The organism is Streptomyces sp. TRD_SC_5 (assembly GCF_056836825.1).
In genome coordinates, this window is the sequence record NZ_JBWZZS010000001.1 from 6624955 (window position 1) to 6650545 (window position 25591).

17 protein-coding genes and 5 pseudogenes are annotated in these 25591 nt (G+C 67.4%); 10 read left to right on the forward strand and 12 right to left on the reverse strand.

What is annotated here, in order from left to right; translation table 11 throughout:
• Window positions 1-314: 314 nt before the first annotated feature.
• Complete coding sequence (locus AC1P0E_RS30310) at window positions 315-1583, reverse strand: cation:proton antiporter (protein WP_482745287.1); 1269 nt, start codon at window positions 1581-1583, stop codon at window positions 315-317.
• A 452-nt stretch (window positions 1584-2035) separates the two neighbouring features.
• On the opposite strand from AC1P0E_RS30310, the gene AC1P0E_RS30315 reads away from it, so the two are divergent.
• Both AC1P0E_RS30315 and AC1P0E_RS30320 read left to right on the forward strand, forming a co-directional pair.
• Window positions 2036-2467: an NfeD family protein gene (locus AC1P0E_RS30315; RefSeq protein WP_482745288.1), complete on the forward strand. Its 432-nt coding sequence runs from the start codon at window positions 2036-2038 to the stop codon at window positions 2465-2467.
• 3 nt (window positions 2468-2470) lie between these two features.
• Window positions 2471-3517 (forward strand): SPFH domain-containing protein, encoded by a 1047-nt coding sequence (locus AC1P0E_RS30320; RefSeq protein WP_482745289.1) that lies wholly within the window; start codon window positions 2471-2473, stop codon window positions 3515-3517.
• A gap of 34 nt (window positions 3518-3551) precedes the next feature.
• On the opposite strand, the pseudogene AC1P0E_RS30325 reads toward AC1P0E_RS30320, so the two are convergent.
• From AC1P0E_RS30325 to AC1P0E_RS30335, 3 genes and pseudogenes are all read right to left on the reverse strand, one after another.
• Window positions 3552-4070, reverse strand: a pseudogene (locus AC1P0E_RS30325) (cation:proton antiporter domain-containing protein); the annotation flags it as partial.
• A gap of 1 nt (window position 4071) precedes the next feature.
• A pseudogene (locus AC1P0E_RS30330) lies at window positions 4072-4263 on the reverse strand (hypothetical protein); the annotation flags it as partial.
• Between the two features lie 29 nt (window positions 4264-4292).
• Window positions 4293-4919 (reverse strand): hypothetical protein, encoded by a 627-nt coding sequence (locus AC1P0E_RS30335; protein WP_482745290.1) that lies wholly within the window; start codon window positions 4917-4919, stop codon window positions 4293-4295.
• A 477-nt stretch (window positions 4920-5396) separates the two neighbouring features.
• Here AC1P0E_RS30335 and AC1P0E_RS30340 point away from each other — a divergent pair.
• The 3 genes and pseudogenes from AC1P0E_RS30340 to AC1P0E_RS30350 all read left to right on the forward strand — a co-directional run.
• Window positions 5397-5733 (forward strand): annotated as a pseudogene (locus AC1P0E_RS30340) (CdaR family protein); the annotation flags it as partial.
• A gap of 96 nt (window positions 5734-5829) precedes the next feature.
• The gene (locus tag AC1P0E_RS30345; protein WP_482745291.1) at window positions 5830-6183 is read left to right on the forward strand and encodes a hypothetical protein; all 354 of its coding nucleotides are present in this window, start codon (window positions 5830-5832) and stop codon (window positions 6181-6183) included.
• Window positions 6184-6677: 494 nt separating this feature from the next.
• Complete coding sequence (locus AC1P0E_RS30350) at window positions 6678-7325, forward strand: class I SAM-dependent methyltransferase (RefSeq protein WP_482745292.1); 648 nt, start codon at window positions 6678-6680, stop codon at window positions 7323-7325.
• A gap of 84 nt (window positions 7326-7409) precedes the next feature.
• Here the strand turns inward: AC1P0E_RS30350 and AC1P0E_RS30355 are convergent, their stop codons facing one another.
• A complete protein-coding gene (locus AC1P0E_RS30355) occupies window positions 7410-8309 on the reverse strand; it encodes a universal stress protein (RefSeq protein WP_482745293.1) in 900 nt (299 codons plus the stop codon).
• A 494-nt stretch (window positions 8310-8803) separates the two neighbouring features.
• On the opposite strand from AC1P0E_RS30355, the pseudogene AC1P0E_RS30360 reads away from it, so the two are divergent.
• Window positions 8804-9196: pseudogene (locus AC1P0E_RS30360) on the forward strand (radical copper oxidase GlxA); the annotation flags it as partial.
• Between the two features lie 29 nt (window positions 9197-9225).
• Window positions 9226-9288 (forward strand): hypothetical protein, encoded by a 63-nt coding sequence (locus tag AC1P0E_RS30365; RefSeq protein WP_482745960.1) that lies wholly within the window; start codon window positions 9226-9228, stop codon window positions 9286-9288.
• Window positions 9289-9345: 57 nt separating this feature from the next.
• Here AC1P0E_RS30365 and AC1P0E_RS30370 read toward each other — a convergent pair whose 3' ends face one another.
• From AC1P0E_RS30370 to AC1P0E_RS30400, 7 genes and pseudogenes are all read right to left on the reverse strand, one after another.
• Window positions 9346-9867, reverse strand: coding sequence for a MarR family winged helix-turn-helix transcriptional regulator (locus AC1P0E_RS30370; RefSeq protein ID WP_482745294.1), 522 nt, complete (start codon window positions 9865-9867; stop codon window positions 9346-9348).
• 69 nt (window positions 9868-9936) lie between these two features.
• A pseudogene (locus AC1P0E_RS30375) lies at window positions 9937-10986 on the reverse strand (PP2C family protein-serine/threonine phosphatase).
• A gap of 336 nt (window positions 10987-11322) precedes the next feature.
• A complete protein-coding gene (locus tag AC1P0E_RS30380; protein ID WP_482745295.1) occupies window positions 11323-11796 on the reverse strand; it encodes a hypothetical protein in 474 nt (157 codons plus the stop codon).
• Between the two features lie 29 nt (window positions 11797-11825).
• Window positions 11826-12812 (reverse strand): hypothetical protein, encoded by a 987-nt coding sequence (locus AC1P0E_RS30385; protein ID WP_482745296.1) that lies wholly within the window; start codon window positions 12810-12812, stop codon window positions 11826-11828.
• 61 nt (window positions 12813-12873) lie between these two features.
• Complete coding sequence (locus AC1P0E_RS30390) at window positions 12874-13398, reverse strand: hypothetical protein (RefSeq protein WP_482745297.1); 525 nt, start codon at window positions 13396-13398, stop codon at window positions 12874-12876.
• A 73-nt stretch (window positions 13399-13471) separates the two neighbouring features.
• On the reverse strand, window positions 13472-14560 hold the full coding sequence (locus AC1P0E_RS30395) for a peptidoglycan recognition protein family protein (RefSeq protein WP_482745298.1): 1089 nt from the start codon (window positions 14558-14560) through the stop codon (window positions 13472-13474).
• 44 nt (window positions 14561-14604) lie between these two features.
• The gene (locus tag AC1P0E_RS30400; protein WP_482745299.1) at window positions 14605-15111 is read right to left on the reverse strand and encodes a hypothetical protein; all 507 of its coding nucleotides are present in this window, start codon (window positions 15109-15111) and stop codon (window positions 14605-14607) included.
• Window positions 15112-15449: 338 nt separating this feature from the next.
• Between AC1P0E_RS30400 and AC1P0E_RS30405 the strand changes: the two genes are divergently transcribed.
• From AC1P0E_RS30405 to AC1P0E_RS30415, 3 genes are all read left to right on the forward strand, one after another.
• Window positions 15450-23912 (forward strand): golvesin C-terminal-like domain-containing protein, encoded by an 8463-nt coding sequence (locus AC1P0E_RS30405; RefSeq protein WP_482745300.1) that lies wholly within the window; start codon window positions 15450-15452, stop codon window positions 23910-23912.
• A gap of 103 nt (window positions 23913-24015) precedes the next feature.
• The gene (locus tag AC1P0E_RS30410; protein ID WP_482745301.1) at window positions 24016-24636 is read left to right on the forward strand and encodes a hypothetical protein; all 621 of its coding nucleotides are present in this window, start codon (window positions 24016-24018) and stop codon (window positions 24634-24636) included.
• Window positions 24637-24703: 67 nt separating this feature from the next.
• Window positions 24704-25510 (forward strand): hypothetical protein, encoded by an 807-nt coding sequence (locus AC1P0E_RS30415; RefSeq protein WP_482745302.1) that lies wholly within the window; start codon window positions 24704-24706, stop codon window positions 25508-25510.
• Window positions 25511-25591 lie beyond the last annotated feature (81 nt).

A 25591-nucleotide genomic window follows, 5' to 3' on the forward strand; every position in this document is an offset into this window, starting at 1 on the left:
CAAGGGTCTCGATGTGCAGTGCTATGCAGCTTCACGTCAGCACGGACGCAATTCTGCCGGGGGCCCGTCACTGCGGGATCCCTCGGCGGGCGGCTCAGTCATCGTCGAGCACAACGTTCCTCCGACGAGGTTTCAGCTTCAGTACTGGGCATCCGGCACCGAGTGAACAAGGATGGCTGCGGAGACCGATGACAACTTTCCCGTCCGGGCCTGAGCCTCAGTTTTGGGCCGGAGCCGGGACGATTCCCACGGGACACTGCGCCGTGTACAGCACGTCCCGCGCTGCTGCGGTCAGTCGCCACTTCATCGCGTCGTCAGATCCTGTCCCGGCCGGGGGAGCGGCTGCGCCTGCGGTCCAACCGGTCGATGACCGGCGTGGCCATCGTTCCGTGCAGCATCACCGAGGTCAGTACGGTGAACGCCACCACCGCCCAGACCTCCCGTGCCATGCCGCTGAAGGTGCCCTGGCCGAAGGCGTAGGCCACGTAGAACAACGAGCCGATCCCACGGATACCGAACAGTGAGGTGACGGCCCTCTCAAGAGGACCGGCCGCCCCCTTGAGCTGGCCGAGCCATCCGGTAACCGGCCGGATCACCAGCAGGAGCAGAAGGCCGACGGTCGCGCCTTGCCAGGTCAGATCGGACAGAGCCCCGGCGGCGATGTAGCCGCCGAGCAGAAACAGCACGACCGCGGTGAGTAGTCGCTCGATCTGCTCCGTGAACTCGTGCAGCACCTTGTGATAGCCGTGGCTCCGTTCAGCGGCGCGGATCGTGCACGCGGTGACGAAGACCGCCAGGAAGCCGTACCCGTGGGCAAGTTCCGCCATGCCGTACGCCAGGAATGTGGCACCGAGTGCCACGAAGCCCTCCATATGCTCAGAGAGTCGCAGTGTCGATGTCCTCGCGCGGAAGAACATCCATCCCAGCAGTCGGCCGACGATGACGCCGATGAGGAGCCCAACGGCGCACTTGCCCACCACATCCGTCAGCAGCCAGGGGCCGATCCAGTCCGCCGACCAGCCGGCTCCGGCCGCGGCGGCCAGTGCCACGGCCGCGTAGACGACCGGGAAGGCGAGACCGTCGTTGAGCCCTGCCTCGCTCGTCAGCGAGAACCGCACCTCGTCCTCGTCGTGCTCGGAATCGGTCGGCTCACCAACCCTGACCTCCGCGGCCAGTACCGGATCGGTCGGTGCGAGTACGGCGCCCAGCAGCATGGCCACCGCCGGGGGCCAGTCGAGCAACAGCCATCCGAGCAGGGTGACGGCGACGACGGTCAGCGGCATGGTGATGCCCAGCAGCCGCCAGGTGCCGGACCACGTCCGGCGCCCGAATGGCCGGTTGATGGCGAGCCCGGCGCCCATCAGGGAGACGATCACGCATGCCTCGGTGATGTGCTCCGCCCACAGCCGGTCCGTCACGGGATCCACTGCAGGCAGGGGTACCGGCAGGAGGTGGACCACCACACCCGCCGCGAGAAAGGCCATCGGCATGGAGAACGGTCGCTTGGAGACCAACCTGGGCAGAACGGCTGCCCCCAAGGCCCCGAGCCCCAGACACATGTACACCAGGTCCGAAAGCGTCACTCATATCACCCATGCCTCAGCGGTTGCTTCCGGCACCTACCTACCCACGCACCGCACACCATGCCTGCGCATGTGGAACGGGAGCCGCACGCCACACCGACCGAGCCGCAGGCGTCAGGCCGGTGATGCGAGGATTGGTTCCGTTACCGACGCGCGGCTCGAAGGCGGCGCGGGCTCTGGCTCCGGCGTCCCACCTGGGGCTACGGATCAGGCAGACCGCGAGGCCGTCGGCAAGATCGAGGGCCGGACCGCTACGTCTGCACGACAGGAGACCGCTTTTTATCCGAAAAGGGTAAAATAGTCCTAAAAGTCGGTGGTCGCCTGGGGGCCTAGTCCAGAACAGCCGACTCGTTACGCAGCCGCTCTTCTCACAGGCGCGTGCTGTCAGGCTTGGGCGGCCCGGAACAACCGTCCAGCCATTCCGCAGCGGCACCGGTCGGGAGGCGCACGCAATGGATCCATGGCTGATCTGGTTGATCGTCGCAGCGGTATTGGCCGTGGCGGAGATTTTCACTCTCACTGCTGCCCTCGGAATGCTCGGCGTTGCCGCCTTGGTGACGTCGGGTTCCGCCGCGCTCGGACTCGCGTTGCCTTTGCAGTTCTTGGTGTTCACCGTCGTCGCCACCGTCAGCGTGCTCTTCGTACGTCCCATTGCGCTGCGCCGCATGCTTCAGCCCCAGGTGGAGCGATTCGGAATAGACGCTCTGGTCGGCAGGGCAGCCTATGTGGTCTCCGAGGTGACGGGCCTGGAGGGAAGGGTTCGCATCGGCGGCGAGGAATGGACGGCCCGCGCCTATGACGAGACGTTGGTGATTCCTCCCGGAACGACCGTCGATGTCATGGAGATCAGCGGCACCACCGCACTCGTCTACCCCCGGGAGTGAGCCATGGAAGCCTCGGCGTTCCTTGTCGCCGGACTGCTCGTCGCGCTCTTCGCAGTCTTCACCGTGGTGCGGGCGGTACGCATCGTGCCCCAAGCGCGGGCTCGCAATGTCGAAAGACTCGGGCGCTACCACCGCACATTGAAGCCCGGCCTCAACGTCGTGATCCCGTACATCGACCGTGTCCATCCGGTGATCGACCTGCGGGAACAGGTGGTCTCCTTCAGACCGCAACCGGTCATCACCGAGGACAACCTCGTCGTCGAGATCGACACCGTCCTGTACTTCCAGGTCACCGATCCACGAGCCGCCTTCTACGAGATCGCGAATTTCCTCCAGGCAGTCGAGCAGCTCACCGTCACCACCTTGCGCAACGTTGTGGGATCCATGGACCTGGAAAAAACCCTCACCTCGCGCGACACCATCAACAACCAGCTCCGTGGCGTGCTGGACGAGGCCACGGGCAAGTGGGGGCTGAGAGTCAACCGAGTAGAGATCAAGGCCATCGACCCCCCGCAGTCCATCAAAGACGCGATGCAGAAGCAGATGCGGGCCGAGCGGGACAAGCGGGCCGCGATTCTCGGGGCCGAGGGACAGCGCCAATCACAAATACTCACCGCTGAAGGCGACAAGCAGTCTGCTGTCCTTCGCGCGGAGGGCAACCGCACCGCGGAGATCCTCAAGGCCGAGGGCCAGTCCCGTGCCATCGACGAGGTGTTCCAGGCGGTTCACCGCAACGACCCCGACCCCAAGCTGCTCGCCTACCAGTATCTGCAGATGCTGCCCCAACTCGCCCAGGGCTCGGGCAGCACATTCTGGGTGATCCCCAGCGAGGTCACCTCCGCCCTTCAGGGCGTGTCCCGCGCCTTCAGCGAGGTCCTGCCCCAGTCGTCGGCCACCCGCGAGAGCCCCTCGGACGACAGGGCCGCCCAGGCAGCCAGCGACGCGGCGCAGGCGGCAGAAGCCGCTGCCGAGGCCCTCGCCGACGCAGCCAAAGCCGATGGCGTCACCCCCAGCAGGCCTCCCGCCCCGCCCGTCGCCGGCGCTGGATGAGGACGACCTGACGACCCGCTCGAACCTCGCCCTTTCACTTGGCGTTCCCTTGTACGTCTTCAGTGCCGGCGGTCGGTCGGGCCGGCCGGTCGTTGTCGTCGTCGGCAGAAGGGATACCGGCGAGATCGTCGACGTCGAAGATGCGGGCAATGGGTACGTCGGTGCTGCTGTGGGCAATGATCGAGAAGGCGATGCAGACGGCGATAAGGGTGAAGGCTTCTTCGCCGTGAGGGATGCCGGCCTGTAGTACCAGCAGTCCTTACACCACCGAGGCAAAGCCCTTGGGCCCGAACCACGCGGCGACCAGCCTCTCGCGGCGATCGAAGCGTGTGCCGATCAGCGAGAGCAGCAAGGATCCAGGCCGGATCAGCACGATGGCGAGGATGACCACGATGTAGCCGCCGATCGGCAGGTCACCGAAGAGCTGCGGTGTCAGGAGTGCTCCGAAGACCAGTAGCGCGGCGAACTTGGCCAGCTCCGAGAGGGCTTCGCCGAGCGGTTCGAAGGCGGTCTTGGCCTCCGACGACACCGCGGTGAGGACGGCACCGGCGGAAGGTTCCGTCGACCTCCAGCAGTACTGTTTTCCCGCCGATGCCGGAACCGATCGGTGTGGCGGCGTCCACGAGCTCATGCGGTCTGCGATCACTGCATAGCGTCGGCGATGTGGAAACGGCACCGTGGGCGGTCGGACGAGACTGCCGCCTACCACCCGTGTGAGCACCCCGAGAAGCGGTCACACCAGACATTTGATCTGCGGTTTCAGGTTGGCGGAGGCTCACTGCGGTGCTCCGTGCGAGCGGGAGACCGGCGGCTGGCCCGGCCTCTCCTTCGGCGCGAATATGCGGCGTCTGCGGTGCAGCGCAAGGCGTCCTGCGATCACTATGCCCAGCGCGGTCAGGAACAGTACCGCGGCGATCGCCACTGACACGGTGAAGGTTTCGCCTGCCCGGTGCTTCTCGTAGGCGGCGAAGCTCGCAGTGCCCGCTACCGCGGTGAGCAAGCCGGCCAGGCTCCACATGGCTTCAGGGTTCACGGTCCGGCGTATGTCGCTTGCGATGGCCGCCAACTCTGCCGGGTGCGGGTGGGCGTACCCAGTCCAGTGGGGCGGCGGGCCGTGGGGCAGCCGACGCATCACCAGCACGCGGGCGCTGCCGCCAGAACCTTTGAGGCAGTAGAGGTCGTATCCGTGTTGGCGCCCATGCCAGACGACCTGCTCGATGGTCATGCCCGTTCCGTCCCAGCGGACCTGTACCTCGGATTTGCCGTCAAAGGCATGCATCACATCGGCCTGGCGCCGCTGACGCAGCGCCCTGCCGGTCTGGTCCCGGATGGCGGAGACGATCAGATAGCCAACGAACATGAAGACGGCCAATGCGGCCAGCATCTGCAAAATCGTGCTCAAGAAGTTGTCCACCTTCGCTTTCCCGCGCGTTCTTCGGCAGCTGCGGCGTCCCTCTCCGAGCCGCTGTGCTCTCTTGGACGTAGTCCTGCCAGCATGCGGTTGCCGTCGCGGACGCCCCTGGGGCGCGTGAGCAGCCTGGGGAATTACACAATCTTCCACAGCTGTCTGCCGTTTTGCTTGTCTTCCGTGCGACAAAGCGGTGTCGTGCGCCACCTGCCGTGCGGAGGCGGGGTGAGAGACAAGGACGGCGCTGGTAACGGTCGTTACTACGGCAGCGACTCCGCAACTCGTGGTCGGGGCAGGTCCGCAGTGTGGAGGCTCGCTCGTCCAGTCGGCCTCCGACCTCGGTGGCTTCGGTGACTGCGGCGATCGTCTCCTTTTCTGCGGTGAGCTGCTCGACCTGCGCGTGGTAGCCGGTGAAGGCGTCGTCGCGGTGGAGGAAAGCGACGGTCCGCTGTGCGGCGGAGGTGACGTCGTGCCGGAGAAGTTGTGCACTCGTACGGGGAGCGCTGAACGCCCTCGACCTGGCCGCTTGTACGAACCTGGACGGCCCCGTACTGCATGCCGCCGATCTCCTGGTCCCCGGCCCTCGCTCGCGACCGGCAAGCCATGGCCGACCTCGTACAGAGCACGCTTGGGCCGCTCCAGCGGACACACGGGGGAGCACAGCCGCTGAGGCTGCCCGGTGTCTGTCGCTCAGCGCACGGGTGATGACCTCCCGCCTCGACCCGATTCACGAGCTGACGGGCGCTGACCCCGGTGGCCCGTCCACCGCTGCACACTCCAGATCGGGGCTTCGTCCTCGCACGAGTGATCTGTCTTGCGCATGTGTTCGCTACTGCGAGTAGGATCACTTCGTTCGTTCACAGGCAGGCGCTGTTCCGCGCCAGCGTCCGCTTCTGGGGGCGGCGTGCAGACGGCCGGCTTCGGCGAGATACGCGTAGACGACCCCGCCTCCCTCAATCGTGCAGGCAACGGCGCCCTGGAACTGGGCTCCGTACTGCACTCCAGGGCTCGTATCGGCGACGACGACGTCATGATCGCCGCATCCGTCGCTGTGGGCAGCGAATTCTGGTCGGGCCAGCTGGGCGACGCCATCAAGCAGACGATGGAGTTGTGGGACGCACAGGTCGCTGCCCTCAGCCAGACCTGCCGCGACATCCACGCCAAGTGCACCACCACAGCAAACAACTACACGAGAACAGAGTCGGCGAACGCTGCCTCGATGGGTTCTGCTCAGCGCTCGCTTTCCGACTTCAACTGACGGAGCTCTTCTCATGGTCACCTTCACTGAGCTCTATCACCTTGACGCCGGCAGCCTGAAGAACACCTCACTGTCACATGGCGCCGCGGACTGCCGAAAACCGTCTCGTCGACCTGGTCCTTCAAAGAGCAGACCTCTGGGCTCATCGAAACGTGGGCTGTTGCAAGGGGCATGGGCCGTGACGAAGACGTGGTGGACACCCTGCAGGAAGACGCGCTGAACGATGCCTCCACGAGCGCCGACGAGACGCAAGAGGCGATGGGGTGCACGCGAGCACCCAACGAGCGGGGCTGTTCGTGAACGTGCGTCCCGGCGCCGACCGCGCTCCCGCTCTTCGTCGCCGTGATGGGCAGGCCGGTTGATCTGCTGCCGCCTGCCCGCGTGAGATGTGAACAACGGCCTTCTCCGAACGGGCGACAACCCCGGCGAACAGGCGGGAGGGAAGATCGTGATTCGCTCGGCTCGCCTCAGCGCCAGGAACTACTGTCGCGGGCATGGTCGAACACGATGCCCTCAGTGCCACCCGCGAGGCTTACGACGCTGCTGCCCCCACCTATGCGCAGCTGTTCCGCGACACGCTGCGTGACCTTCCCCTGGACCGCGCGATCTTGGGTGCGTTCGCCGAGATCGTACGTGCGAGTGGGGACGGTCAGGTCGCGGACCTGGGGTGTGGGCCTGGTCATATCACCGCTTATCTGGACGAGTTGGGGCTGGCGGCGTTTGGTGTTGATGCCTCTCCTGCGATGATCAAGCTGGCTCGACAGGCCTGTCCGGGCCTGCGGTTCGACGTGGGCTCGATGGCCGCGTTGAACATCGCTGACGGCGTGCTGGGCGGCGTACTCTCACGTTGGTCCATCATCCACACTCCGCCGCGGGAACTCCCCGTCATCCTGGCGGAGTTCCATCGTGTGCTGGCACCCGGCGGCCACCTTCTGATCGGCTTTTCGGCAAGCGATGATCCGTCTCACCCGACGCAGGTCTTCGATCACACAGTCGCGCCGGCCTATCGGTGGTGGCCTGATCACCTCGCCGCGATGCTGCGCAAGTCCGGGTTGGCCGAGGTGGCCCGGATGGTTCGCGAGCCTCGGCCCACCGACCGGCGGCAGTTCCAGGAGGTTCAACTGCTCGCCCGGAAAGCCTAGGCAAGGGCTGCGGGAATTCACCCGCTACGACGTACACGCTGTCCGAGAGCGCCGCGCGCTCCCGTCACGCGGGGCGTGGTCGACTCAGTGGTGGTCCGGGGCCGGAATCACGGCAACGGGGCAATAAGCCGTGTGCAGGGCTTCGGCGCTCACCGATCCGAGGAGCAGCCTGCGCAAGCCGGTGCGGCCGCGGGAGCCGACGACCAGCAGGGAGGCGTTGCGCGAGGCTTCGGCCAGAAGTGTCGCGGGGCGGGTGTGCTCGATGCGCAGATCGGCCTGTACCGCGGGGTACAGGGCACGCCGCCGGGAGATCTCCTTTTCGAGAAATTCCCGGGCACCGCGGTCCATGGCCGCGAAGTCCGGCGGCACCATACCGATCGGGCCGGTGGGGACCATCCCGGGGTTGTAGGCACCATGGACCAACTCCAGACCAGCCCCGCGCAGGTCAGCCTCCATGTACGCGAAGTCCAACGCATCAAGAGAGACCTCGTCCGTGTCCACGCCGACCACGACGCGATTCTCCTGGGGCTCCTCTCCGGTCACCCCGGGACGGACCACGACCACGGGGCACTCGGCGTGTGTGGCGACCTGCCAGCTGACCGAGCCGAGGGGCAGCCGTGCGAAGCCGCCGCTGCCGCGATGGCCGATCACGATCATCTCGGCATCCTTGGAGCGTTCGATCAGTGCCTGCGGGGCATGCCCAAAGGCAAGCTCGCCCGCGCAAGTGACCTCGGGGAAATCGGCCCCTACGAGCTCCTCGTACCGCCGCACGAGGTTCGCCGCAGCCTTCGCGGCGGAGCCGCTTTCCTCATCGTCCGCGTGCGAGCCGCCGGGAAGGGGCAGCTGAACAGCGTGAACAACGCGCAGGGGGCGTCGGCGGCGGGCAGCCTGGCCGGCTGCGAAATGCACCATGTAATCCTGGCCGGGCCCGTCATCGACTCCCACGATGATCGGCCTGCCCTGGGTCGGTACGGCGTCACTCATGTTTGCTCCTGCCGGTGTCGCTCCGATGACGTGCCTCTGCGTCGGGGCGGGTACCCGGACCCGGCGAGCCGAGACATGAACTGCTACGACCGCCACGCAGCGACAGTTGCCGTGGCCCTCTGCGACCAGGCGTCGTTCTGCAGCACGACGTCCCGGTTGACGGGCGGCGAACAGGGTGCGACGACGCGAGACAGTACCCCCGGACGGCGGAACGTTGCATAGCGCAAATGTGTGTCGCGCCCAGGACGCCGTCGGCTTGAGGCAGCTGTGGATGGCAAAGCCCACCACTCGCTCCAATGCCTGGAGGCCCCTCATGAAGCGCCGCAGCAGCCTGAAAGGACGTAGGGCATGGGTGGGCGGTGTAGCAGGGCTGGGCTTGCCGCGCTCAACGCGCCCGCCGTGGTGGGCTTCGCGCAGCAGCGGTATCACGCGTACGAGATCAATACGCCGGAGTACAAGGCGAAGCGCGGGCACTGGGAAGTGGCCCCATGCCGTCCGTGCTGCTGCCGCCCGCGCAGGACCAGAAGGTCATGGTCCTCGGCGGCGGAGGTGTCGGCGAGTCGCCGAAGGCCACGTCCCGTACATCCCTCATCGATCTGGATGACGCGCTGCCCGCGTTCGAGCCCGGCCCTCGTCTGCCCCGGCCGACGCGGTACCTGAACAGTGTGATCATGCAGGACGACACGGCCTTCACCACCGGAGGCAGCCGCGACTACCGCGGTCGTGGTCAGAGCGACATCCTGGCGGCCCAGTTCTACGATTCCAGAAAGGACAAGTTCATCCCGGCGGCGGCTCCCACGGTGGGGCGCAATTACCACACCGAGGCGCTGCTTCTGCCGGACGGCCGCGTGGCAGTTTTCGGTTCCGACCCTCTTTTCGCCGACAAGGCCCGGCGCTGGTACCCGCCGGATGGCACATGCTCTTCGTCACCGACGAACACGGCACCCCGTCCCAGGCCACCTGGGTCCACGTCACCTGACCGACATGCCGGGGACCTCCGCCTCCCGCCAGGGCATTTGCCGATACGAACGACCCACTACCGCGGAGCCGTATGCGACCAGCCCACCGGATACAGGTGTCCGTCCCCGGCCGCCACGGCCGGTTCTCCCCCCGCCTCGGTGAACGCGGTCAGCGCGCCGATGAGGGAGGAGCGCTGTTCGGGGGCGAGCCGCTCGACGATCGACGCGATCTCCTGTCGGCGCCTGGCGGTGACCTCATCGACGAGCCTGCGCCCCTCACGGGTCAACTGCAGGACGGTCTCACGCCGGTTGTCGGGGTTGGTCTGACGGTCGGCAAGGCCGGCCGCGATCAGTCGGTCGATCATGCGCATGGCGGTCGAAGGATTGACACCGAGGCGGTTGGCCAGCACCACCAGCTTGGCCGAGCCGTGGGTGGACAGCACCACCAGCAGGCGGAACTGAGGCAGCGTTACGCGGTCCTCGATGGCAGCCAGCGAGCGTGCGGATACGGCGACGAGCAGCCGGGACGCCGTCAGTACCGCATGGGTAACCGCGTCGACGTCGTCCAAGCTTTGCGGGCGCTGCGCATTCTCGGCCATTTCTCATTCTTATCGTGCTCAGGCCGTTCTCGGGCCCCTACCCCTTGCTCCGTGACGACCGAGTCCGGGTCACAGCGCGTGGTGGCGGAGGAGGAGCATGGCCGCGTCGTCGTGGAGCGGCCCTTCGACGTGCTTGACCAAGTCGCTGCGCATCGCTTCTAGAGCCTTGTCGGGGCCGGGATCTTTGAGCAGGGAGGTTCGTTCGTCGAGGGGGTAGAACTGGTTGGCGTGGTTTCGCGCCTCTGTGACGCCGTCGGTGTACAGCAGCAGTTGGTCTCCGGGTGTGAAGTCGGCTTCGTAGGGTTGTGGTCCTTCGCTGCTGTGGATGCCGAGGCCGAGGGGGAGTGCGTAGGCGGGTGGTTCGACGAAGCGCGGTGCTGTGCCGTCGGTGCGTACGAACAGGGGTGCGGGGTGGTTGAAGTTGAGCAGTGTCACGCTGCGGTCGTCGCTGATCTCGGCCAGCACGGCGGTGACGAACTTCTCGCCCTGCAGTTCCCGCTCGGTGACCCGCTGGACCCGTGCGCCGACACTTCGCAGGTCCGCCTCGTCGTGCGCGGCTTCGCGGAAGGTGCCCAGCACGAGGGCCGCTGTCTCTACCGCCTCCAGTCCTTTGCCCTGCACATCGCCCACGATCACCCGGACGCGGCCCGGTGTGGCGACGACTGCGTAGAGGTCTCCGCCGATGCGGCCTCGGTGACCGCTGAGGTGTACGAGACGGCCACGCGCAGATGGCCGGCGCTGCGTGGCACCGGCCGCAGCAGGACGCGTTGCGCGACTTCCGCGATCGAGCGGACGCTTGTCAGTTCTGCTTCCCGTCGCTGTCGCATGGCAGCGGCCAGTAGTCCGGCGGCTGTTACCCCGGCCACCGACGCGAGTGCGGTGTAGCCGCGCCGCCCGTCGAACAGCCCGTCGTACATCCCGAGCGCCGCACACACGACCAGTGCGAGTCCACCGATCAGCGCCGTACGCCGCCAGCCGCCGACCAGTCCGGCGAAAGCGGGGCCCGAGAGACACCAGAGGAAGGAAACCCACCGAGGGGCCCGCGACGACGTCGATCACGGTGACGACCGCCATGACGGCGTACGGCAGAACGGACAGCACGGCAACGCGCTCCGGCATCTTCTCGGCCAAGACGGTCTCCTGGGGTATGACGAGCGGTGGCGCGGCTTCGGTTCGGCAGCCCGGGACCGCACCGCAGAGGAGAACAGCCGGTGAATCGGCTGAACACCGTACGCCGTTCTGTCGATCGGGCCCTTCCACGCTCTCCTCCGTGTTCATCCCGTCCGCCAACGCGCCTGCTCGCCGTGCGCGTGATGAGGCGTCAGCCGGTAGGAGCGCACGACCGCGACCCCCAGGGGCGGCCCGAAGACGCACGACGGACTTCGTCACCGGGCGGGCACCCAAGCAGCCTGCTCGTCTCTTCGCGCCCTTCCTCAGGTTGGGTGAATGCCCCGCTCAGCCCTGGCTGACCGGGCGGATCTCCACCGCCAGATCACTCAGCCGGAGACTGTGCGCGCCCTGGACGCTGATCTCGGTCAACAGGGTCGCGTGAGGGGCCAGGGGGCCGCCGCTGTCGACGACACCCTGATAGAGGCTCACTTGCTGCCCGTACGGGCTTGCATGGACCTGAATGGGCGCCTGAACGACGCGGGGCGTATCGGACGGGTTGGTGAGGATGACGGGAAGAGTGACCATGTCCCCTTCCCGCAGCGGCGCATACACCGTCGCACTTCCGTCCGTCGAGGCCGCGACCTGTGTGCCGAGCCGCTTCCTCTCCTCCGTAGTGACGGTGCCCGTGATGAGCCCCACGGTGGGGTCGGATGCGGACGGTTGCGGCGGGAAACCACGCGCAAGATCCTCGTTGGCGCTTGTCGCCAGCGACACTCCGCCGAACACGGCAGTACCGACGACCACCACCCCTACTGCCACGGCGCCCAGGATGCGCCCCGCGCTCGGCATCACCCGGCCATTTGCGCGTTGGCCGCAGTCACCGCGCTGCTGTTACGCGTACGGGTGCCGTTCAGCTTGACCTGGTGCTCGGCGATCTGCGCCTTCTGGATCTTCGACTCCTCGGCGAACCAGACCGCGACCAGATCTGTCTTCTCCTTGCAGTCGATCTCCGCCAGCGCGACGGCGATCTCCTCCTGCGATGCCGCCCCGCCTTCCGCGTGCGGCGCGATCTCCGTCGCCTCGAACGGGGTGGCAGCTGTGTAGCCTTCGGTCTTCATGCACCGCGACCAGTCGGCCAGGGCCTGCTTCACGGCCGGGTTTTGCAGGGACTCGGTAAAGCTGTTTCCGTTCAGTTCGGAGACGAACACCAGGTCCTCGGACGTGGGCTGCTTCAGCTTGTCCTTCGCCCACCCGGAGCAGCCTCCCTTGTGGATCTCCTTGCCCTTGTAGGACTCGGGGGCGGGTTCGGCGGCCAGAGCCGCACCGGGCGCGGTCGGTGCGCTGGGCCTGGAGTGCCCGGTCAGCACCTGAACCTGTACGTCGGTCAGCTCGGGCATCTTCTGCCGCGCCTGGTCGGTCAGCGCCTCGGGCAGGCCGTAGCCGTACTGGGCAGCGGCCTGTCGGTCGGTGAGCCCGTATCGGCGCTCCATGTTCGCATCGTTGTCGTTCGGCGGCGGAGTCGTACCGGCGAGCGGCAGTTCTATGGAGAAGCCGTAATCGGCCATGCACTTCTCTTGGAGCTTCCGCGACGCCTGGTCCAGGGTCACGGTGTCCTGGTAGGTCTGCATGTAGGCCTCCAGCGGCAGAGTCAGGCCCTTGGCCAGGCCCCGCTCGGGAGTCGCCTCGGGCCAGTTCTCCTTGTCCACCATCGGCTTGTTCTCCGCCACCGGCGTGGTACCGGCAGTGTCGGTCGCGGTGCCTGCGCCGCATCCGGTGATCAAGGCGGTTGCCGCTGCCACGGCCGCAGCAGCGGCAGTGCGCTTGTTCCAGTTCATGGTGATGTTTCCTGTCTGCGATAGCGATAGCGATAGCGGTGGCGGTGGCGACAGCGGTGGCTCAGGCGAAGTGCTGCGATGCGTTCTCGTTCTTGAGTGCCGAGATCAGGTTGGTGAGATTGCAGTCGCCGTAGGGCTCGCGGTGGGCGAAATACTGTGAGGTGCCGCTGTAGCCCGAGTTGTAGTACACGCGGTAGTTGTCGGTTCCGGAGCAGTTCTCCACCGAGGCCGCGTTGTTCTTCATGTACTGCCACGCGCCGTTGCCGTTGCCGTTGAAGACGTAGCGGTACGTCGTCAGGGTCGAACCCTGGTATTGGCTGGTCCCGTAGTAGTCGTGCACGTTCCCGTAGAACGAGGACCAACTGGTGACGTACCTGCCGTCCTTGATGGCGTACTCCTTGGAGTTGTACAGCAGCCAGAGGTCGCCTGAGGAGCAGTTGATCCAGGGAACGGAGCAGTTGCTCGTGACCTTGTACTCGGCGGCGTGAGCCGGCGTGGCGGTGGCCAGCAGCCCGGCGCCTGCGGCGATCGCGATGACGGCGGCGCTCATCTTGGCGCGCGCCGACGTGTTCTTCATACTGCGCATATCCTTCTCCAATGGTGCGATCACGTTCTGATCGGGATTCGTGTGCGCCACAAGGGCTGTTGCAGCCCCTCAGTCACGTGCCGTTTGCCGCCGGCGCCGAGGCGAGCGTGCGGATGGCCGGCAGGTCGGCGTACAGGTTGTTGCCGGGGCATTCGGTCGGGTAGCCGTCGCGGTGGCCGGAGATCCGGTTCAGGGTGACCTTCTGGCCCTTGGTGTACTTGCCGTTGTCGGCGGCCGCGGTGAGGACGACAGTGCCGGCGGCGTCGTATCCGTACAGTCCGAGCTTCCAGGCGGCGACGGAGCCGACTGCCTCCTGCACGGCGGGCGTGGAGATGGCGTCGTTGTAGTTGCCGAGGACGGCGACGCCGGAGGTGTCGGTGTTGAAGCCGTAGGTCTGCGCCCCGAGGACGGGCTTGTCGATGCCGCCGGCGCGGCCCTCGAAGACTGTGCCGCACTTGTCGACGAGGAAGTGGTAGCCGATGTCGTTCCAGCCCTGGCCCTGGACGTGGTACAGGAAGATCGCGCGGATGATGTCCGGGGACTGGTCGCAGGTGTAGTCGTTGGTGCCGGCCGTGTGGTGGGCGAACACCACCTTGGTGTCGGTCGTGTACGTCGGCGGGTCCTTCACCAGCGACTCGTCGGCATTCCAGCCGGAGCGAGGGGTGACAGCGGGCTGCGGGGCCGTGCTCACCGCGGCAGAGGCCGCGGTCGCCCCGGCCCTGTCCGGTTCCACCAGCTCCACGCGCAGCCCGTCCGGCAGCCGCGACCTGTCGCCGTGCTGCCCGGTCACCCGGACCTGTACGCCGTCGGACGGCCCGGTCCACAGCGGCTGGGTACCGGCGCGCACTCCCGCGTCATCGCTGTCGGGCCCCACCTCGGGTGTCCGTACGTCGAGGTCGAGTTCACGCCAGTGGGACCAGGCGCCGGTGACGCTGTCCCGGGTGCGGACCTGGGCGGTGCCGCCGAGCTGGGCGTGGGGGTCGGTCCAGGTGACGCCGAGCATGCTGAACGGCGTGGTGCGGCGGGCGGACAGCGCCCGCTGTGCGGGGTCGGTGCCGCGCAGGGCGATGCTGTGCACTCCGTCCGCGGCTGAGTTCTCCGGGATCGAGCGTTCAGCTGCCGGTGCTGGGGCGGTGAGGCCGACGGTCGCGATAACGACCATGGTTGCCACGGCAGTTCTCACCGCACGACGGAAAAGGCGCGGTATCACTGGGCTCCTTCAAGAGCTTCGGGGGTGGGTGGTTCAGCACTGCATGTGGCGCGGCCGAACTGGCCGGAAGCGGTGGAGCGTTGGACGTGATTGCCGCGGACGGCGAGGGTGCAGCTGGCTTGGCCGCCCTTCTCGCCGAGGGTGACACTGACGATCGGAGGCTTGCCCGGGGGCACGTGCACCGTCTTCTTCCAGGGCAGTCGGGCGTTCTTGGTGACGTCCGCCTTGTCGCTTTCGCCGGTCCCGAGGTAGGAGATGTCGGCGGTGCCCTCGCCGAGTACTTCGTACGTCACCTCGGCGGTGGGTGCGGAGCGGGGCTCAATCTTCTCCTCGGAGTTGAGGACGCCGTAGCCGACGAGAGAACCGCAGGCGAGCAGCAGTGCGAGGCCAATCGCGATGCCTCGCCGGTCATGTCTCTCGGAGTCCGCCTTGGGCGCCGAAGGCTCGGGTTCTGGACTTTCGTCGGGGCTTTCGGCGTTCTCGGGCATGCCCGTGGCGGTCATGGAGGTCCTCCGGTGAATGCGCTGAATTCGAAACCGGGCGGTTTTATACACCATGACGTCGTCGCCGGGCGAGTGAGTGGACGAATGGGGGCGTAACCTCTCCGGCTTTCACGTGCGACCAGCCCGAAATGTCTGCACAGTTGACAGGCCGTTATCTCTACGGCCAATAATCCCGCCCGCCAGGCCGAGTCGAGTTGGAACGGAAGCGTTTCTGGCCGGCCGCATCAGCGTGCCCGCTTTCCCGTGCGCGGGATGGGGGGACAACGAAAGGGATGGGCTTGAAAGTGAGATACGGGAGATTCGTCTCCTGCCTCGCGGTGTCCGCGTTGGCGAGCACCATGTTGCCACAAGTTGCTTATGCCGCAGAGGTTTCGGAAGGCGGCGACAAGGGGATTGTTGATAGCTTCAAGGGCTGGTTCTCGGACGACGGGGAAGAGGCCGAGACCCAGACCGAGGGACCGACTACCGGCGGAACTCCGGCGCTGCCGAGCCGGGAAAAGCTGCCGAAGGGCAAGGCGGCCGGGAAGGCGAAGCGTGTCGCGGAGCTGAAGGGCAGTCGTACGGCGAACGCCCGTTACTGGAAGCTGTCCGACGGCCGGGTGCAGGCCGAGGTGTCGGCGACACCGACGGCGTACCGGTCGGGTAAGTCGTGGAAGGACATCGACCCGACGGTCACCCCGACCGGTGGCGGTGACTTCGAGTTCACCAACTCATCCAACACCACACGCAGTTGGTTCGGCGCCGACGCGGACCGGCTGTTGCGCTTCGAGGCGGGCGACGATCACGTCGTGACCCTGGGCCTGAAGGGTGCGGGGAAGCTCGCCCCGGTGGCCAGGGGCAACACGGTGACCTACAAGGACGCAGTACCGGGCGCGGACCTGTCGTACGAGGTCGGTCCGGGCCGGGTGAAGGAGAACATCGTCCTGGACAGCCGGCCTTCCGGGCCGGTGTCGTTCACGTTCACGCTCGACGCCGGTGGGCTGACGCCGAAGGCAGGCAAGGGCGGGTCGGTCTCGTTCTTCGGCGAGGGCGCGGATCCCGTCCTGGTGATCCCAGCGGCATTCATGACGGACGCGAAGAAGGACGCCGCCTCCGCGTACGGGACGGGCTACAGCTCGGCGGTCGAGCAGAAGCTCACCAAGGCGGGCAAGGGCTGGAAGCTGACCGTCACTCCGGACGCGAAGTGGCTGGAGGCGCCGGAGCGGCAGTACCCGGTCACGATCGATCCGACCATCGCCATCGCTCCGACGCCGGCCACAGCGCAGGACGTGATGATCTCATCGGACGGTCCGGGTTCGAATTACAACGACAACTGGCGTCTGTCGGTGGGCAACACCTCCACGGGTGCGTCCCGTGCGCTGCTGAAGTTCCCGCTGACCGGCGTCCCTGCCGGAACCAAGCTGGACTCGGCCGATCTGAAGCTGTACTTCGACCAGACGCACACCGCGGGTGACACCGAGGTACAGCTGGAGGCGCACCGGGCCACGCAGGCGTGGTCCGAGGAACAGGCGACGTGGAACAGCGCCAACACGTTCACCGGTGAGCTGTCGGGTACGGCGGTCGTGGTGGACGACGGCGACGCCGGACGGACGGCCGCGGTCGGCGCCTGGCCGGCGTCCGGGAACACGGCGTACACGCAGCACGCGGTGAACCAGGACTACCTGTACAACAAGGACTCGGCCGCGGGTGACACGTACACCTGGCAGCCGAACCTTCCCGAGGACGGCACGTACCAGGTCGACGCACACTACGTCCCGGCCTCGGACCGTGCGACGAGCGCCCCGTACACCGTCACCTACGACGGCGGGTCGAAGGCGTACACGGTCAACCAGCAGGCCGGTTCGGCCGGGGTGTGGAAGACGCTGGGCTCCCACCCGTTCAAGGCGGGCACGCTGGGCAAGACCGTCCTCGGTGACGGTCCGGCGTCGACGACCACGTCGGTGATCGCCGACGCGGTCCGGTTCACCAAGGGCGGAGTGGTCACCAAGAAGCCGGGCGAGCTGAACACCTGGCATTCGTTCCCGGTGACCAAGACCGTCCAGTCCTGGATCGACGGCGCCCACTCCAACAACGGATTCGTGATCAAGGCCGGCGACGAGAGCGCGACCGGTCCCAAGGGCGGCCCGCGTTACGAGGGCAGCGAGTTCGGGTACGGCGGCGAGGCGGCCAACTACCCCCGCCTGGTGCTGACCTTCGGCCGCCAGGGCGTGGACCTCGCGGCGCCGACCACGATCCACGACACGGGCGCGGAGCTGGACTGGGCCGCGTACGACGATCCATCGACCGCAACGGGTGACGACCTGGTCGAGTACCAGGTGCACCGCTCCATCAACCAGACCTTCACCCCCTCCGCCGCCACCCTCGTCTCCCCGGTCGCGCCGGGCACGACGGCGTTCACCGACACCACGGCGGTGCCGACGAAGGCGGACGACCCCGATCCGTTCGGGCGCGCGTACTACTACATGGTCTCGGTGAAGACGAAGGACGGGCAGGTCGTCGGGGCGCCGACGCAGCTGGTGCGGCTGCCGAAGGCGGGCCGGACCACGAAGGTGCTCACCGCCACGCAGGACACCACCCTGTCCTCGGCGCGGACCACGCTCACGCACGACACGATCGACGACGGCGGTCCGAAGAACTGGCTGAGCGTCGGCAACAACTCCGCCACCTACGGCGACACCCGCGGACTGCTGAAATTTCCGGCCCTCGGCATCCCCGCCACGGCCCGGGTCCTGGACGCGAAGGTCCGGCTGTGGAGCACGCAGACCGCACAGGACACCGTCGGCGCGATCTACGAGCTGCGCCCGCTGACGCGTGACTTCGACGAGGCCACCGCGACCTGGGTCAAGGCGAACGCGACCACGAACTGGACGGCGGCGGGCGGCGACTTCGGTCCCGTGGCGGCCGACACCGGGGCCAAGACCAACGACCCGGCCCGCCACGACTGGAGCATCACCTCGCTCGCGCAGTCCTGGGTGACCACCCCGTCCTCCCAGAAGGGCGTGGTCGTCAAGATGGCCGACGAGGCCGCCCAGCAGGAACGGACCCTGTTCCTCTCCTCCGAGGGCGCCGAGTCCCGTCTCCACCCGAAGATCGTGGTCACCTACATCGACTCCACGACCGAGTCGACGTACTACGCCCCGCAGACACCGGCGCGGATGACTCCGAACACCACCTACACCCGCGACTTCACCCTCACCAACACCACCACGTCGACGTGGACCGCTGCCGACCAGGTTCTCAGCTACAAGTGGGCCCTGCCGGACGGCACCGACGTCACCAACGGCGGCAACCAGATCCAGACGGCGCTGCCGGGCAACGTGGCGCCCGGTGACTCCGTCACCCTCCAGGCGCAGGTGAAGACCCCGATCAACGCCGCCTCGGGCAACAAGCGCACCGACTATGTCCTGACCTGGGACGTGTACAACAAGACGGCGGGTACGTGGGCCTCGGGCACCACGGGCACACCCGGCCTGAAGCAGAACGTCGCCGTCGAGGACCCGACCTCCAACCAGCTCGGCATGGAGAAGTTCTACTCCTACACGGGCAAGAACACCGGCGCCGGCTCGACCGTCATGAACAACACGGCGGCGGGCAACAGTGTCTGGTCGTACAACGCGTTCAGCAACCCGGGACGCGGACTGAACACGTTCGCCCGGTTCTCGTACAACACCCTCGACACCTCCGACACGGTCCTCGGCCACGGGTGGTCCGCGCAGGTCTCCGGACCGACGCGGCTCGGCGCGCCCCTGGACTTCCACCCGAACCCGAACCCGACCGAGATCAAGCTCCCGGACGGCGACGGCACGACCCACGTCTTCAGGAAGCAGCCGGACGGCACCTGGAAGGCCCCGGCGGGTGTGCACTACAAGCTGGCCGTGAAGCCGGGGCTGGACTGCACCCCGCTGAAGGACCCGATCCCGGACGCGTGGACGATGACCCGTCCCGACGGCACCCGGTTCCTGTTCGGCTGCGACGGCTACATGACCTCGGTCGTCGACAAGAACGGCAACGCCCAGACGTACACGTACGAGGAGCGCAAGTCCAACAACAAGCCGACCAAGTTCCTCAAGTACACCACCGACCCGGCCGGCCGTCAGTCGCTCACGATCGAGTACTACACCAAGGCCGACACCAGCAGCCCGAAGATCATTGACCACGTCAAGTCGATGACCGACATCGCGGGCCGCAAGCTGACCTTCGAGTACTCCGACAAGGGACTGCTCACCAAGCTGACGGACGGCGCCGGCTCGACCCAGCCCAAGGTGTTCGCCTTCGAGTACGACGCCACCCAGGGCAACAAGAACGTCAAGCTCGTCAAGGCCACCGACCCGCGCGGCAACGCCACGAGCCTGGCCTACTACTACCCGAAGGAGGGCGACGACCCGAAGTACCACTGGTGGACACAGACGATCACCGACCGTCTGCAGGGTGCCACCGGCTTCGCGTACAAGCCGGACACCGGCAACCCGAAATTCACGGCCACCAAGGTCACCGACGCGGAGAACCACGCCACCGACCATGTGACGGACGACTTCGGACGTCCGGTCCAGAGCACCAACGCCAAGTCCGAGACCACCAAGTTGGCCTGGGACGCGGACAACAACGTCACCTACCTCGAAGAGGCCAACGGGGCCAGGACCGCGTACTGCTACGACCCGAAGACCGGTTACCCGCTCTGGCAGCGTGACGCCGAACACAACAAGGCCGGTGTTCCCGCCGCCGGTGACTGCGCCCCCGGCGCCGCCCCGGCCGACGCCGCCGTCTACACGTACAAGCAGCGCCTCGACGGCTTCTCCGCGGACATCGAGACGAAGACCTCGCCCGAGGGCCGCCGCTGGCGGTTCGGATACGACGACTTCGGCAACCTGACCACGGTGACCGACCCGAAGGGCGTCGCGACCACCAGCGTGCCGGACGACTACACGTCGCGGTACGAGTACGACGGCCACGGTCAGCTGACCAGGGCCGTCGACGCCAACGGCAACCCGACGAAGAACGACGGCTTCGGCCCGACCGGCTTCCCCGCAACGATCACGGACGCGCTGGACAAGCCGACCTCGTTCGTCTACGACGAACGCGGCAAGGTCCTCCAGGTGACGGACGCGCTGGGCAAGAAGACCACCCAGGCGTATGACGTCTACGGCCGTACGTTGGCGCGGACCGTCCCCAAGAAGCAGGACCAGGGCGAACTCATCACCACGCCCGCCCCGGTCTACGACGCCAACGACAACATCGTCACGTCGACGGCGCCGAACGGAGCCGTGTCCACCGCCGTCTACGACGCGGTCGACCAGGTCATGTCGGCCACGGCGCCGAAGGACACCACCACCTCGGACGAGCGCCGGACCCGCTACACGTACGACAAGGCCGGCAACCTCACCGGAACCACCGAACCCAAGGGAACGCTCACCACGGGCGACCCGTCCGACTACCGCACCACCCGCACGTACGACGCCGTCAACCAGCTGACGTCCGTCGTCAACGCGGCCGGGCACAAGCTGTCCTACGCCTACGACAACGTCGGCAACCTCGTCACGGTCGTCGACCCGAAGAAGAACGCGACCGCCGACACCACCGACTTCACCACCAAGACCGCCTACGACCTGAACCACCGGGTCACGACGGTCACCGACGCGGCCGGCAAGACCACCGAGCGGTCCTACGACAAGGACTCCCTGGTCGTCTCCACGACGGACGCCGAGAACAACACCACGACCGTCGCCCACGACGAACGCGGGAAGAAGAAGGAGGTCAAGGTCCCTTACGAGGGGACCACGTTCCGCACCACACGGTACGAGTACGACCAGGCCGGCAACACCACCAAGTTGATCAGCCCGCGTGGTACGGACACCGCCGCCGCTGACGACTTCACCGCGGAGACCACTTACGACGCGCTGAACCGGGCGAAGCGGCAGATCCAGCCGTACGACCCGGCGGACGCCCGGTACAACAAGAAGGTCTGGACCGAGACGACGTACGACGAGGTCGGCCGGGTGAAGACCGTGTCGGCGCCGCCGTCCGAGGGACAGACGGTCCGCAACGACACCACGTACGCGTACTTCGACAACGGCTGGGTCGAGTCGTCCACCGACCCGTGGGCCATCGTCACCGGCTACGACTACAACGAGCTGGGCAAGCAGACCACGCGCACCCTCACCTCGGCGGGCGGCTCCTCGAACCGCACCATGACGTGGTCGTACTTCCCCGACGGCAAGCTCAAGTCCCGGTCGGACGACGGCGTGCCCGTCGGCAGCGCGGTGGTGCTCGTCGACAACTCCGACACGCAGAACACCGACGCGACCGGCACTTGGACGAAGGACAGCGCCACCGGCCAGCACGGCTACGACCACCAGGCGCACGCCGCCGGCTCCGGCACGGACGCCTTCACCTGGTCGCTGAACATCCCGAAGGACGGCACGTACACCGCGTACGTGAAGTACCCGAAGGTCACCGGCGCGGCCACGACCGCGAAGTACACGCTCACGCACGCCGACGGCACCACGGACAAGGCGATCGACCAGAACACCGGGGACGGCACCTGGGTCCCGCTCGGCTCGTACGCCTTCACCCAGAGCGGCACCGCGAAGCTCCAGCTGTTCCAGAACAGCGGCGGCGCGGTCGTCGCAGACGGCGTCAAGCTCGTCCGGAACACCTCCGGCGACACCGACACCGAGAAGAACGACTTCACGTACGGCTACGACGCCAACGCCAACCTGACGTCGATCGACGACACCTCACCCGGTGCCCGGGTCGACACCTACGCGGTCGCCTACTCGGGTCTCAACCAGGTCCAGAAGGTCAGCGAGTCGGTGGCCGGGCAGGAGAAGAAGGCCACCTCCTTCACCTACGACCGCAACGGCCTGCCGGAGACGGTCACGCACCCCGACCAGTTCTCCCGGTACACCTACGACCTGCGCGATCTCGTCGCGTCGGTGTCGGTCGGCACGTCCGCGACCGACAGTTCCCCGAAGGTCAGCTCGTACACGTACACCGCCCGTACCCAGAAGCTGAAGGAGACCAAGGCCAACGGAAACACCGTCGGCCACACCTACTTCCTCGACGGATCCGAAAAGGCGCGGACCGAGAAGAAGGCGAACGGCACGCTCGTCTCCGAGCACACCCTGAGCTACGACGCCAACGGCAACCCGGCACAGGACACCGGCCGGAAGATGAGCGCGGACGCGGCGTCGACGTACATCGACGTCACCGCCGCCTACACCTACGACCCCGCGGACCGCATCGCGAAGGTCACCAAGACCGGCGCGTACGCGTCCACCGAGGCGTATGTCCACGACGACAACGCCAACGTCGTCGCGCAGACGGTCAAGGGGGTGTCGTCCACCTTCAACTACGACCGCAACCGGCTCCTGTCGGCGACGGTCTCCGGCGCGGTGGCGAGCTACAACTACGACGCCTTCGGCCGGCTGGAGACGGTCACCGGCGGCGGCAAGGTCGTGGAGCGCAACACCTACGACGGCTTCGACCACGTGGTCGAGACGTCCAGGCTCACCAGCGGCGGCGGCCAGTCGGTCACGCAGTACGCCTTCGACCCGTTCGACCGGACGACCACCAAGACCGGCGGCGGCAAGACCACCACGTTCAACTACCTCGGCCTGTCGGCCGAAGTGCTGAGCGAGGAGGTCGCGGGCGCGGTCACGGCCTCGTACCAGTACTCGCCGTGGGGCGAGCGGCTCTCCCAGCTCAAGAACCCCGGAGCCACCGAGGAACTGGGCGTGTACGGCTACAACCCGCGCGGCGATGTGGAGACCGTCACCACGACGGCCGGTGACGCCTCGGCAACCTACGGGTACACGGGCTACGGCAAGGACGAGGCGGGCGAGTTCACCGGTCGCGACAAGCCCGACCCGGACGACCCGGCCAAGGACGCTTTCAACCCGTACCGTTACAACGCCAAGCGGTGGGACGTCTCCTCGGGCACGTACGACATGGGCTTCCGCGACTACAGTCCGGAGCTCAACCGCTTCACCACCCGGGACACGTACAACGGCGCCCTCGCCGACATGCGGCTCGGCGCCGACCCGGTGACCGGCAACCGCTACGCCTTCACCGGCGGCAACCCGGTCAGCCGGGTGGAGCTCGACGGCCACGAGCCGGACTGCTTCGGCTACAACAGCTTCACCTGCCCCCGGATGGACCACGGGAGCGAGACGCCGTCCGGTCCGGGCGAATGGGGCAACTCCTGGCAGCTGGGTACCGACGACACACCGTCCACGGACACGGAGGAGGTGGCGGAGGAGGCCCCGGCGCCGGCGCCCAAGCCCATCCCGGTGTGGGAGAACTTCGTCGGCGGCGTGACCCACACGCTGCTGACCGGCTTCACCCAGGGCGGCAGCGACGGTGGCAGCACCGGTATCTGCGCGGGAATCGGCGGAGCGATGTACGTCGGCTACGCGGAACAAGGCTGCTTCATGGTCGTCCAGACCAGCAACGGCGACTACGACATGGGCTTCACCGAGAGCCATGGTCCGGCCGTCGGCACCGGCGCGTCCGCCAGCCTCGACGTCGTGTGGAGCAACGCCGACAGCTTCAACCAGCTCGCCGGCGCGGGCGTGGGAGGCGACGTGGCGGTCGGCCCGCTGCTGGGTGTGCACGGCCTGTACGGCCGGGCGGTGAACGCACAGGACGAGTTCTCGTTGCCGAGCGACTGGAGCAATCCGTGGGTGGTCAACAGCGACGGTGATCCCGTATACACCGTCGGCGGTGGCGTCACCCTGGTGACCGGCTTCGACGGGGGCGCGGGCACCAGCTTCACGACGACCTACGGAGAGAGCGGATGGTGACATGATTCCAGCCGTCCGGGGTGCGGGTGCGGGTGCGGGTCAGCCCGGCACCCGCCCCCGGGCGGCCCCCTTCCGCAAGGTACCGAACGACGAATGGAGCTGCATGTCCGACAACGGGGCGTTCCTGTGGGGCCCGGCGAACTTCTCCGGACAGCCGCCGGCCCGGCTGGTGGTGGAGGGCGTCGTCGTGGGCCTCGTGACCGCTGGTCTGGTCGCGGGCGCCGCGGTGACGGGTGCGCTGACCGGCTTCGACACGGTGGGCACTGTGGTCGGTGTCGTCGTGGGCCTGGCCACCGCCTGCTATCTCTTCTCGACGAACGCGGGGCGTGCCCTCGTCGCCGCGGTCGCCCTGCTCGGCGGGGCCCTCGCCTGGTGGATACCGGGCCCGACCGCGCAAGCCGTCCTCGCGGCGCGCGGCGAGAGCCGTACGGTGGTGGTGACCGAGGTCCACGTCCACCGCTACGAGGGACGGGACTACGTCAAGAACTCCTGCTCGGTAAGCCTCCCTGACGGCACCCCGGTCCAGACCGAGGCCTGGCGCACCTGCGTCGCCACCGCGCGCCCGGGGCAGCACCTCACGATGGTCTTCGACCCGGAGGACGCCGTACCGCCGACCGACCGTATCCTTCCTGCCACCGCCACCGAGGCCCTCGCGGGGCCGGCGGCGGCGACGCTGGCCCTCGCGGCGCTGTGCTGCGTCGCGGTGATCCGATCCCAGCCGTGACCACTGGGGCTTGCGTACGACTTTGACCTGACAGCCGCTTGGCTCCCACGGGAGAAGGGAACGAAGCATGCAGAGGAAACCCCCCGGCCATCGGGGACGGACGGCGGGACTCTGCCTGACGCCGCTGCTGCTGGCGGGCTGCGTCGGAGGGACGGGGCACACGGACACATCCCCGCAGAGCAGCACGAGCGCGGAGCGGCCGGCCGGGGAACAACCGGCCGGGGAACGGACGGTGGAGAAGGCGTTCGACCTGCTGCGTGACACGGACTCGATGCGGCTGTCGTTCACGATCCGGGCGCCCCGGGGCAGTGCCATGATCTCCGTGCACGCTGATCGGGACGGCAACTGCACGGGCACTTTCGACCTGGGCCGCACCCAGCGCGGGGACATCATCAGGGTCGCCGGCGAAGGCGTGTCCTATGTCCGCTACACCGACGTCGCACTCGCGGAGATACGCGCGGAGGCCGCCCGTCGCGGTCCCGAAGCCGCGGCACAGGCCGACGAGCGCACGGCGCAGGCCCGGGGCAAATACCTCAAGCTCTCCTCGGTCAGCCCCGTCGTGAAGGACCAATGCGACCTGGACAAGGCCCTGTCGAAGGCACCCCGGGACGGTGTCGGTGTCCAGCAGCAGCCCGTTGTCGAGCGCGACGGCGAGCGGGTCGTCCCGCTGCGCGGCCCCGAGGGGGACGAGGGCCTGACCATGTACGTGGCCGCCGAGGGCGAGCCGTACATCCGGTTCATGGAGGGCTTGGTGCGAGGCGCGGAGATGAGGCTCGCGTTCTCCCGGTTCGACGAGCCGTCGAGCGCGTCGGCGCCCCCGGCGGACCAGGTCCTCGACACGGGTACGGGCGGCGAGGGACCGCTCGGCATCTGAGCAGGCCCAGGCCGCCACGAATCATCCGGGCGTGGCGCACGGGAGTCCGGGACGTCTGATCAGAGACGACATCCCGCCTGC

Coding starts and splice junctions, on each gene's coding strand:
- AC1P0E_RS30315 (WP_482745288.1), top strand. CDS start 2,036: ATGGATCCATGGCTGATCTGGTTGATCGTCGCAGCGGTATTGGCCGTG.
- AC1P0E_RS30320 (WP_482745289.1), top strand. CDS start 2,471: ATGGAAGCCTCGGCGTTCCTTGTCGCCGGACTGCTCGTCGCGCTCTTC.
- AC1P0E_RS30350 (WP_482745292.1), top strand. CDS start 6,678: ATGGTCGAACACGATGCCCTCAGTGCCACCCGCGAGGCTTACGACGCT.
- AC1P0E_RS30355 (WP_482745293.1), bottom strand. CDS start 8,309: ATGAGTGACGCCGTACCGACCCAGGGCAGGCCGATCATCGTGGGAGTC.
- AC1P0E_RS30370 (WP_482745294.1), bottom strand. CDS start 9,867: ATGGCCGAGAATGCGCAGCGCCCGCAAAGCTTGGACGACGTCGACGCG.
- AC1P0E_RS30385 (WP_482745296.1), bottom strand. CDS start 12,812: ATGAACTGGAACAAGCGCACTGCCGCTGCTGCGGCCGTGGCAGCGGCA.
- AC1P0E_RS30390 (WP_482745297.1), bottom strand. CDS start 13,398: ATGCGCAGTATGAAGAACACGTCGGCGCGCGCCAAGATGAGCGCCGCC.
- AC1P0E_RS30395 (WP_482745298.1), bottom strand. CDS start 14,560: ATGGTCGTTATCGCGACCGTCGGCCTCACCGCCCCAGCACCGGCAGCT.
- AC1P0E_RS30400 (WP_482745299.1), bottom strand. CDS start 15,111: ATGACCGCCACGGGCATGCCCGAGAACGCCGAAAGCCCCGACGAAAGT.
- AC1P0E_RS30405 (WP_482745300.1), top strand. CDS start 15,450: ATGTTGCCACAAGTTGCTTATGCCGCAGAGGTTTCGGAAGGCGGCGAC.
- AC1P0E_RS30410 (WP_482745301.1), top strand. CDS start 24,016: ATGTCCGACAACGGGGCGTTCCTGTGGGGCCCGGCGAACTTCTCCGGA.
- AC1P0E_RS30415 (WP_482745302.1), top strand. CDS start 24,704: ATGCAGAGGAAACCCCCCGGCCATCGGGGACGGACGGCGGGACTCTGC.